Below are 11,187 nucleotides of genomic sequence, written 5' to 3' on the forward strand. Positions count from 1 at the left end.
TACTAGTGCTTATTTAAAACAAAATAAAAATATTTATGCTAAGGGATTATCTTATTTTTTCTAAGATTCATTGTCCTAGAACAATTATTATTATAAACATCTTTTGTTACAATAACATAACACATATGTTACATTATAATATAAATTCACTATATTATATCTATACTCTTAATCAAATCTGGAATATCTTTTCTATAAATTCTTCCTGAAAAAGCTTCATGTGGAAGTGATATAAATTTAGTACCAGACTGAATAATTGTGCGATAAATAGGATCTGCAATGACAGCTTTTGCACTCTTCAAATATGTGATAATACTATCTTCATCTTCTGCCACAACATCCCCTTTTAATAACAAATCAGTTTCAGTTTCCAAAGGACATAAAACCTTAACCTTCATATTCTTTTCAATTTTAAGTGCTGCAGCTAAGGATTCTGAATAAATGCTTTCTCCAATAATAACAGTATCACCCTGGCAGACAGCTTGTTTATCATATGCAATTTGCGATTTTCCTGTATTAATTGCCCTATCTAGTGCTTTCATTACTACAGCTGCAAACTTATCTCCCATGGGAGCACCCACAACATATGGTGTTCCAAACTTCTTTTGTAATTCTTTTGCTGCTAAAAGTCCAGTGGAAGAAACAACTAAGTTTACTTCTGCAGCTCCAGCTTGTTTCATTTCTTCTAATGTGCTTCCCATTGCCCATACAGATAAAACCTGAAAACCTGCTTCAGTTAATCGCATTTTAATGCTATCTACACTGCTGTTCACAGAATAATCTAAAGGAGTAGCACCAAGTACATTTACACTTTTTGTTATCTTAGATATACCATCCACTGTAAATCGCTTTACTATTTCAGCAAGAGCTTGCCCTGCTCCACATATATAAGAATGCATTCCATTTGTTTCAATAGCAAATGTGGGAATTCCAGTTTCATTTTCAATCACTTCTGCAATAGCAGGAAAATCTGTACCCATCATCATTGGAATGGGTGTACCTGCAATAGCTATAAATTTAGGATGCAAGTCATTGGCAGCTGTCACAATGTCATTTATTAATTTTTCATCATCCCCCATAATAGCTTCCATTTCAGAAAGTCCTGTAATATAAATCATACTTTCCATATCATACCAGCGTGGTTCGTCGTGAGTAGTATATGTTGAATTACACCCTGATGCATCATGCATAACAGTCATTCCGCCTAATTCATACAGTGCGGAACAAACACCTGATACATCTGCGGTATATGTTGAAATAAATGCTGAAGCCTGTTTCATAGTAAGCAATCACACCCCAATCCTTTCATTTGTATAAGCTTACGTACATCTTTCGGAAATGTAAAAGCTTCTTTCATAAGTCCAGCTAATTTGACAATTCCATCAAAACCATACATTCCTCCGCCTTCTACTATATTTACAAAATATTGGCTTCCTGTAAAATAAGCAACCTTCTGCCCTATTGCAAGATTCTTCTCATCACATTTTCTATTTAATAGACGCATCTTTGCATGTACTGTAGCATACACTTTCATTTCAGGTTTGTTTTTTACAAGCCAGTTAAAATCTGTTTTGTCCCATTCTGTAAATGAATCTACATAAAGTCTATCCACATTAAATCCATTTTCAACAAGCAAACGTGCTAGTCCACAAGGTCTTGGAACAGCCGTATAATCTATGGAAATCTTTGCATCCCCAATTGCTTCTTTTGCTTCTTTTAAAGCATTTAAAGCTGCTAATTTTTCATCTTTATATTCTTTTTTTGACAATCCCAGGTATTCATTCAATGTATTCAAATTTTCTGTTATTTCATCAAACCCATAACATAAAGGTAAATGTAAATGTTTTTGTCCTAATTTTTCTTGCAAATAGTCTCCACCTGGTATTACAACAGGCAGATAGGATATATTAACACAACTTTCTGCCATTTTAAGGTATTCATCATAGGTTTTGCAAAGGGTAATATCTTTAAGTTCATATCCATTTTCACGAATGATCTGTATCAGCTCACTGCTTTCATCTGTAGGAATATTGTTGCCAATGATATTAATGCTTTTTTTATTAATCTCCATTGGCTCAAGTATGTTATATAATCTAAGCCTCATTTTCTGATCTGGTGTCAAACCGCTTTTCCTCATAATTGGGTCCATATAACAATCTACAAAATCCACATCTGGATATCTTTTTCTAAGTTTGCTGTAAACCAGCTCTAAATCACATCCCATAAAATGGTGTATGCAAGCAGTAAATATTAAAATTGCTGGAGGTTTTTGTGGAAGCTTTTCAAGTATATCTGACACACCCTCAATTATAAGCTCTTCCATGTCACCTTCAAGCACATTGTTCTCCTGTACAGCTATAGTTGAAAATCTATCTAATGTACCCATTTCTGCTGCTGTAAGAACAACACCTCTTAAACAATTTGCTGCACATACATATATCTGATGTGATTTTGGAATAAGCATTCCAACATGAACTATATTCCAGGTTCCCCTAGAAGGAGCATTATATTCAAGTCCGGATACAAAGGGTGCAGGAAATGCAGCATCTTTTATTGCAGTACAGGCACCTTTTTCATCAACATGTCCAGATACATTTACAAGCATAATATCTCCTTTCCACATATCCTCATGATAATTTCTGAAAGCTTTCTATATTGTTTTGCCATGTCACTTTGAGGAAATGCTTCTATTACTGTCTTATTGAAAATTTCTGCTTCTTGAACAGTTTCACTCATGTCCAAAGTACCAACTATTTCTGAATGAATATCCTCTGCCAATTCACTTACTTTTTCATATTCATTTTTCACATTCCTTTTGTTGAGAATAAGACCTCCAAGACCTGCATAACCTCTATTTTTAAAATTATCTATAGCCATGGCAATATTAGCTGCTGCATGAATAGCCATATTTTCACCTGAGGTTATAATAAATACTTTGTCTGCATACCCCTTACGCATTGGCATGGAAAATCCTCCACATACTACATCACCCAATACGTCATATATCACTACATCTGGTTTATATACTTCATAGGCACCTTTTTCTTTTAATTTTTCAAGAGCTGCTATAATCCCTCTGCCTGCACATCCTAAACCTGGGTTAGGACCACCTGCCTCCACACATATTACACCATTGTATCCAATGGTCACCATATCCTCCAAAGTAAAATCATCCTTATTTTTCCTTACAAGTTCAAGCACTGTATTCACTTTTGTTTTGTTATGAAGTGAAACTGTAGAATCAGCTTTAGGATCACATCCAATCTGCATTACCCTTATTCCTTTATCAGCAAGTGCAGCTGATATATTAGAAACTGTTGTAGATTTTCCAATACCACCTTTTCCATATACTGCAATTTTTATCATAATATTTTCCCCCATACTTTAACCAAATATATTAGCATATTCTTGGAAGTAATTCTCCTCCTGGAGGTGGCAGCAATGTTTCAGCACCAATTTCTGTTTTTACAATAACACGGCCTGCCATATCTTGAGTTACTTCACCAATAATAGCTGCATCCTTGGAATACTTGCCTTCATGTAATGTATCCACAAGCTTTGGTGCAACTTCTTTTGGAGCAAAAATAACAAGTCTGCCTTCACAAGCAAGATATAATGGTTCCAAACCAAGCATGCCGCATACACCTTTTACACCATCTGCTACTGGTATACTCTTTGAATCCAGTCTAATTCCAACTTTACTCTGCTCTGCAATTTCATATAATACTGTACCCACACCTCCACGGGTAGCATCTCTAATTACATGAATATCTTTTGACTCATCAAGCATAGCTTTTACTGTTCCCCATAATGGTGCACAATCACTTACTACATCTGCTTCAATTCCAAACTCATTTCGTGCAAGCAAAACAGTACATCCATGTCGTCCTATATCACCTGTTACAATAATTGCATCACCAGGTTTAGCATTAAATCCAGAGGTATTAACACCATCTATAATCTGCCCTATACCTGTTGTTGTTATAAAAACACCATCAACCTGTCCTTTTCCAGCCACCTTTGTGTCTCCAGCTACTATTTTAACCCCTGCTTCGTCTGCAGTCTTTTCCATAGCTGCTGCAATTTTTTCTAATTTTTCCATTGGGAAGCCTTCTTCAATGACAAAGGCACAGGATAAGTACAGTGGCTTAGCCCCCATACAGGACAAGTCATTTACTGTGCCACAAATACTCAATTTACCTATATTTCCACCCGGAAATTCTGATGGAGAAACAATAAATCCATCTGTGGTAAATGCCAATTTTCCTCCCTTAACATTCAATACTGCAGCATCATCTGCTGTGAGATCAGGATTTGAAAAATGAGCCTTAAAAACCTGATCTATTAATTCTGATGTTTGTCTTCCTCCAGCTCCATGAGCTAGTGTAACTATTTTATCCATTTATATTTCCTCCATACTGATAATATGCTGAACATGCTCCTTCATTAGATACCATACAAGCTCCAACAGGATGTAGTGGTGTACACCCTTTGCCAAATACTCTGCAATCTGACGGCTTGCATTTTCCCTGCAAGACATCACCACATCGGCATGCTGGATTGCTTTTTCCTGTGATTTTTGGTAAATTGAATTTACTTCTAGCATCAAACTCCTTATAAGCTTCTTTTAATTTAAGACCTGAATTTTCAATGACACCAAGGCCTCTCCATTCAGAATCACAGTTCTCCATAAGTTCAGATACGATGGTTTGAGCTGCTTTACTTCCTTCCCGTGTAACAACCCTTGGGTAACAGTTTTTAAAGAAACTGCCGCCTTCCTGTAATCTTGTGATTACTACAGCAAGTGCTGTCATGATTTCATTTGCAGTAAAGCCTGTTATTACTCCGCTAACGCCTTCATTAACCAAACTTTCACATAATTTTGTGCCTGTAATGGCATGTACATGGCCTGGATATAAAAATGCATCTGCGCTTCCTTTTAAAGTTTTGTATGCTCGTGGCATAGTTTTGTTTGCTGTAAGTAATGCAAAATTTTCAAGTCCTGCTTCCTTGGCTTTTTTTACCGATAGACAACTGGCAGGTGTGGTTGTTTCAAATCCTACTGATAAGAATACTACCTGCTCCTCAAGGTGATTTTTAGCATACTCATAAGCATCAATAGGTGAATAGACTATTTGAACCTTTGCCCCTTTTGATCTGGCTCCTGCAAGACTCATTTCCGAACCAGGTACTCTCACCAAATCTCCGAAAGTACATATTGTTACATTATGATGAAGAGCTAGCGTAATAGCTTCATCAATAAAGCCAACAGGAGTAACACAAACCGGACATCCCGGCCCTGATATCAATTCAATATTTTCTGGCAAGATACTTCTTATTCCAAGCCTGAATATTTCATGAGTATGAGTTCCGCAAACTTCCATAATACGAAGCTTAGGTCCATCATAAGCTTGAATAATCTCCTTTGCAGTTTTTTTTATGTTTTCAGTCATTATAATTCCTCCATGATTTTATCTGTTTCCTTCTTATCATCGTTTGTAATTTTAGCAATGGCAATTCCTGCATGAACCATAACGTAATCACCTGGTTCCAATTCATCAATTAATTCTGCAGACACTTCTCTTTTTGCACCTGAAGCATCAATAACTGCCATACCTTCTTTAATCTTTACAACTCTTGCTGGTAAACCTACACACATATTTATTCTCCTTTCTCCAATCTGTTTATATATTCCATTGCTGCTACAGCCTGCCCTAATGCAATTCCACCATCATTTGGCGGCAATAAACTATGTTTTAAAACTCTAAAGCCCATTTTTCTCAAACGTTCTATACTCATTTTTAATAATAACTGGTTTTGATATACTCCACCGCTTAAAGCTATTGTATTGATTCCACTTTCTTCTGATACATAAGCACATCCAGCTGCAATCATATCTGCCAACTTTTCATGGAAGAAATAAGCAAGCATTTGTACATCTTTTCCAGCTAAAGTTTCCTCTATAATTTTCCTCATTAAAATATCAGTTGCTAATATTAACTGTCCATCTGAATTTTCATAAACAAGCTTTGGCAATTCAATAGCATCTATCTCACAGAACTCTGCACATTTTTCTTCATAAGCTTCTGCTGCAAATTCAAGAGTCATTGAAGCTTCCCCTTCAAAGGATGACTGCTTCCTAATATTCAAAACAGCACTTACAGCATCAAACAAACGCCCTGCACTTGTAGATATTATGCTGTTTATTTTATTATCAGCCATCATAAATTGAACACTACAATTCTTCTCATCACACAATTTAAGCTGTTTTACAATTTCAGCTGCCTTTGCTTTGTCTTTGTATATACCATAAATCATAGACACTGCAATTCGCCATCCTTCTTTAGGTGACAAATCACCACCAATTTGAACAAAGGGTTTTATGCTGCCTAGTCTTTCAAATCCATCATAATTAGATTTTAATAACTCCCCTCCCCAAATGGTTCCATCTGTTCCATAGCCTGTTCCATCAAAGGAAACCCCTATAACCGGATCAGAATAATCATTTTCAGCCATACAGGATAAGATATGTGCATAATGATGCTGAACCTGCAGTACAGGAAGTCCAATTTCCTGTGCTACGTAAGTAGTATTATACTTTGGATGCATGTCACATGCCACAATGGTTGTCTTTGTCTCAAGCAGAGTTTCAAGTCTCGTAATGGATTCTTTTAAAGCTTTTACTGTTCTCAAATCTTCCATGTCACCAATATATGGTGATTGATAAAACAAATCATTTTTGCCTATACAAAAAGTATTTTTCAGTTCACCACCCACTGCAAGTACTTCTCCCTTAAATCCCTTTGAAACCATAAAAGGCAGCGGTGCATATCCTCTGGAACGCCTTATCATATAAGGTTTTTCTTCAAAGAAATCCATAACTGAATCATCTGCACGAATACGAATCATCCTATTGTGTGATAAAATAACATCACACAGCTTTGATAATTCCGTTATTGCATCATTATCATCTCTGCATATTGGTGCACCTGATGTATTGCCACTTGTCATAACCAGGCAATCCGGCATTACTATATCATCATCATATGTAAATATGAGCAGCTGCAAAGGAGCATATGGCAGCATAACTCCCACCTTTGGATTATCAGGTGCTACAGCATCACACACTCTTCCACTTGGTTTTCGCTTTAAAAGTATGATTGGTTTCTGATGTCCATCAAGTACTTCTTTTTGAACTTTTGTGACTTCACATTCGCGTCCTACTGTTTCCATGTCCCTCATCATAACTGCAAATGGTTTAGCAGGCCTTGTCTTTAATTTTCTAAGCCTCTGCACTGCTTCCCTATTTGTGGCATCACAACAAAGATGAAAACCTCCAATTCCCTTTATGGCTGCAATGCCTCCATCATGTATTACCTGTCTTGCATAAGTAATTGCAGCTCTTCCTCTCTCATCTCTCCCAATGATATAAACCTCAGGACCACATTCATTACAACATACTGGCTGTGCATCATATCTTCGGGTTTCTGCGTGAGTGTATTCATATTCACATTCTGGACACATAGGAAATTCACCCATACTAGTACGTACACGATCGTAAGGCATGGAATCTAAAATAGTAAGTCTTGGTCCACAGCAGGTACAGTTTATAAAGGGATGAAGATATCGTCTGTTATTCTTATCAAAAAGTTCCTTTATACATTCTGGGCAAATGGCAATGTCTGGAGATACAAAGATCTCACCTTGCACATGTTCACTTTCAATAATTTCAAAGTCCTTAAATTTTTTTGATTCTTCCACTTCATGCACATCAATTTTTAATATTGATGAACGCTTTGGAGGATTGTATTCTAAATCGTACAAAAAACCTTCTAATCTACTTTCTGTAGCTTGTGCCCATATTTCTACATAAGGTCCTTTATTACACACACTTCCAAGTATACGATTTTTATCTGCATGCCGGCTTACTGTAGGTCTGAACCCAACTCCTTGAACGATACCATAAACTCTAATAAGTAAAGTTTTATAATCTTTCATCTTACATCACATCTTTCCTGAAACTGCAAAATGGGGTACATCCACATACCTTCCCTTGAAGTCAGGTATTGCGCGTTTCAATATATTGTCACCTACAATTACATCATAATTTCCTTTTTCTATAAGCTTAACAAACTGGTCCTCTTCTGTAAGAGAAATATCCTGAACCTCTCTAAGCTCATCCTTTAACATAAACCAAGAAGCAACTGTTATATCTGAATTAACATTTCTATTTATTTCATCTCTGATAGAGTTAGCTATGACCTGCTGATGTATTACTAAAACCTTTTTACCTTCAAAATTTCTAAACTGTTCTTTCATTTCATTCTTTAATATATCTGAAACTAGTGGATAAAAGACTTCATAAGGTGTGCCAAACCTTTCCTTTAAATAATGTGCAGCCTTTAATCCAGCAGGTGATACTACTATATTTTTTGCAGCACTGCCAGCAGCTTCTACCTCTGACAAATCTGCTTTCATACCATAACAATAGACATTTTTAAAGCCTTTATTCTTTAGTTCAGATTCTATTTTATCTGCTGCCTTTAAATCGCTGATATCAAGTGGAATTGTTCCAATTACACCAATACTTCCTTTATCCACTGTGAGTCCATCTTTTACAAAGGTTTTAAACATTTTAACATAAGCTTTTTCAGCTCCCACATCATACAAATCCATACCAGTGGTTTCTACGGTAAAAACAGGTATTTGTAGTTTCTTTTCTGCCATTTTCTTTATTGCATTGTAATCAGTAGCAATAACTGATGGCACTGGGGTTCCAATAACCGCTGCAAATTTCACTTCCAATTTTTTAGCAGCATCTGCAAGTTTAGCCACAAGCTTGTCATCACGCCCCAGTATAGCATCCATATCACGAAGTCCTGCACTGAAAATAGCAGTTTTTTCTGCAGCCCATCTAGGCTCATCAAATCCACATACATTACCAGCACATCCTCCTGCATCACAGATAACTATAATTCCACCCAGCTTATAAAGAACAGCTGCCGCACCAGATTGGTCTGGTGCAAAAGGTGATATATATTTTCTTAACCCTTTCATCTACTATGCCTCCTTAAAAGAACAATCCAATGAATGCTTCAATTCCTCAAATAATTTTTTTACACCAGCATACCCAAATGGCTGAATATCCTGATTCCAAGGTACATTTACACAGTCAGGATGATAATACTCTGCATCCTTGCCTATGGTTATATCGATATTTTCTTCACTGCAATCATAATAGAGCATGGTAGGTTCAAGATTTGAATAAATCTTAGTACCTGGACTTAACTTGGCAATTTTTTTAATATAAACAAAGTCTTCAGAAGTAAGGCTAGCATATATTTCAGCTACCTTGAAACCATATCTTAAAAGTGCTAAAGATAGTTCAAAAGAATTAGCATTCATGGTTTCCCCTACTGCAAATGTTATATCAGGATAAGCAGCTTTCAATTCATCAATGCTCTTTTTCGCCTCATCATAATATTTTTGATCATCAAAGCTGGTATCAAGAGCACTTGCGAAAATTCGGTATTGATTTTGTACTTTATCTATCTGATACAGTCTTATAAGCTCTGCTGAAGGAATATTCAGCCTCTTCATAATGTCCTGTGCTGCAAATCTTGCTTCTGGATTTAATACAAGATTAAAATTTGCTTCCCCCATATGCATATATTCATCAAAGTCTTTTAATCTAGAAATTTCATTTATTTTCTTTATACCAATGTGGTGCAGCAAATCATACAATTCGCAGTTTTCTATAAGTGGCGCAAAGTATCCCAATATATTAACTGTATCTGGCCTTTTTTCCATTGGTTCAAGTAGGGAATAAATAGACTGCCTTACATGTACCATAGGAGGTTTACGACCTTCTCTTGTCAATGCATACATATAACATGGAAGAACAGGAATATGCACCCTATCCATAGCCTTTCTGCAAACACGCTCCATATCTGTTCCTAAGAGTGCATCCACACATGTGATACAAATCATAACTACTGATGGCACATTTTTCGTACATTTACATATCTCTTCCACTGCTTGAGGAATGTTCTTCAAGTGAGCTCCAGTAACAATATCAGTTTCATCCATTATCAAATAGAACATTCTTTCACTATATCCATCTGCTTCACTTAATGTTGCTGTATTCCTGCCACAGCATCCTGGAGCTACTAAAAGCATAACTGAGCCTGGTATTGCAAGAGCTGCACGCTTAACACCAAATCCTTTAGCACCAGGCGAATTAAAAGAAAGAGTTGCTGGTGAACTATAAATCAAATGGGTGCTTGAAATAAGTTCTGCAGGAATATTCTCTTTTCCTGATGCAGCTAAATTTTCCGCTGTAATATAATATGGTTCTTTTTTCATTTCATTCCCTCATCCTTAATTAATAATTTGGCTAAATTTAAAAAACACTGACTTATTGGAAGATTAGCATCTCCTTCAATAACTGTTTTTCCCATTTCCTCAAAATGATTGATATCCTGATTTCTTGGAATATCACCTACAATTGGAAGGCCAACTGAATCTGCAAAGCTTTTTACTTTTTCATCTTCATTTTCAACATTTCTATGATTGAATATGATACCAAGCACCTTTGCATAACCTCTATCTTCAAAATTTTTAACTGCACTATTTATATTATTGGCTGCATAAAGAGCCATTTTTTCACCTGAAGTAACAATGAGTACTTTTTCAGCATATCCTTCACGAATAGGTGCTGCAAATCCACCACAAACAACATCACCTAAAACATCATAAAGTACAATATCTGGCTTGTATGTTTCAAAAAGATCTAATTCTTCTAATAAATTAAATGTAGTAATAATTCCTCTACCAGCACAACCAAGACCAGGCGTAGGACCTCCAGTTTCTATACACAGTACTCCTCCAAAACCTATCTTTGAAATATCCTCAATTTTTTCTGGATCTTTATCAAATTCCCTCATATAATTCATTACAGGCATTAATGCTTCCCCGCTAAGCAAATTGATGGTGGAATCTGCTTTAGGGTCACATCCTATTTGAATAACTTTTTTTCCAAGCTTGGCAAAGGCTGCCGACAAATTACTAGTAATTGTAGACTTTCCAATACCACCTTTCCCGTATATGGCCATTTTTAGCATTTTTTAACCCCCTATGAAGTTTCATTATATAGTAATTTTTATTTTTTTATGTAAAAAAGCTCCT

At 36.1% G+C, this 11,187-nt stretch carries 10 protein-coding genes; all 10 read right to left on the reverse strand.

Going from position 1 to position 11,187, the window contains the following annotated elements; all coding sequences use genetic code 11:
* Nucleotides 1–149: 149 nt before the first annotated feature.
* The 10 genes from Ccar_RS09580 to Ccar_RS09625 are packed head-to-tail and all read right to left on the reverse strand — an operon-like array spanning nucleotide 150 to nucleotide 11,123.
* On the reverse strand, nucleotides 150–1,280 hold the full coding sequence (locus tag Ccar_RS09580; protein ID WP_007059745.1) for a nitrogenase component 1: 1,131 nt from the start codon (nucleotides 1,278–1,280) through the stop codon (nucleotides 150–152).
* Nucleotides 1,277–2,605 carry a nitrogenase component 1 gene (locus Ccar_RS09585; RefSeq protein ID WP_007059744.1) on the reverse strand — a complete coding sequence of 443 codons (1,329 nt, stop codon included), beginning with the start codon at nucleotides 2,603–2,605 and terminating at the stop codon, nucleotides 1,277–1,279. Before Ccar_RS09585 ends, Ccar_RS09580 begins: the two co-directional genes overlap by 4 nt.
* Nucleotides 2,596–3,366 carry a nucleotide-binding protein gene (locus Ccar_RS09590; protein WP_007059743.1) on the reverse strand — a complete coding sequence of 257 codons (771 nt, stop codon included), beginning with the start codon at nucleotides 3,364–3,366 and terminating at the stop codon, nucleotides 2,596–2,598. The genes Ccar_RS09585 and Ccar_RS09590 overlap by 10 nt, the downstream gene beginning before the upstream one ends.
* 31 nt (nucleotides 3,367–3,397) lie before the next feature.
* Entirely contained in the window at nucleotides 3,398–4,402 is a 1,005-nt protein-coding gene (hypE, locus tag Ccar_RS09595; RefSeq protein ID WP_007059742.1) for a hydrogenase expression/formation protein HypE, read from the reverse strand.
* Nucleotides 4,395–5,453 (reverse strand): hydrogenase formation protein HypD, encoded by a 1,059-nt coding sequence (gene hypD, locus Ccar_RS09600; protein ID WP_007059741.1) that lies wholly within the window; start codon nucleotides 5,451–5,453, stop codon nucleotides 4,395–4,397. Before hypD ends, hypE begins: the two co-directional genes overlap by 8 nt.
* Nucleotides 5,453–5,659, reverse strand: coding sequence for a HypC/HybG/HupF family hydrogenase formation chaperone (locus Ccar_RS09605; protein WP_007059740.1), 207 nt, complete (start codon nucleotides 5,657–5,659; stop codon nucleotides 5,453–5,455). The genes hypD and Ccar_RS09605 overlap by 1 nt, the downstream gene beginning before the upstream one ends.
* 2 nt (nucleotides 5,660–5,661) lie before the next feature.
* Nucleotides 5,662–7,998, reverse strand: a complete 2,337-nt coding sequence (gene hypF, locus Ccar_RS09610; RefSeq protein ID WP_007059739.1) for a carbamoyltransferase HypF — start codon at nucleotides 7,996–7,998, stop codon at nucleotides 5,662–5,664.
* A 6-nt stretch (nucleotides 7,999–8,004) separates the two neighbouring features.
* Nucleotides 8,005–9,057, reverse strand: a complete 1,053-nt coding sequence (locus Ccar_RS09615) for a nitrogenase component 1 (RefSeq protein ID WP_007059738.1) — start codon at nucleotides 9,055–9,057, stop codon at nucleotides 8,005–8,007.
* 3 nt (nucleotides 9,058–9,060) lie between these two features.
* A complete protein-coding gene (locus Ccar_RS09620; RefSeq protein ID WP_007059737.1) occupies nucleotides 9,061–10,365 on the reverse strand; it encodes a nitrogenase component 1 in 1,305 nt (434 codons plus the stop codon).
* A complete protein-coding gene (locus Ccar_RS09625; RefSeq protein WP_007059736.1) occupies nucleotides 10,362–11,123 on the reverse strand; it encodes a nucleotide-binding protein in 762 nt (253 codons plus the stop codon). Before Ccar_RS09625 ends, Ccar_RS09620 begins: the two co-directional genes overlap by 4 nt.
* Between the last annotated feature and the right edge of the window lie 64 nt (nucleotides 11,124–11,187).

It is taken from the genome of Clostridium carboxidivorans P7, from assembly GCF_001038625.1.
In the GTDB taxonomy this organism is placed as follows: Bacteria; Bacillota; Clostridia; order Clostridiales; family Clostridiaceae; genus Clostridium_AM; species Clostridium_AM carboxidivorans.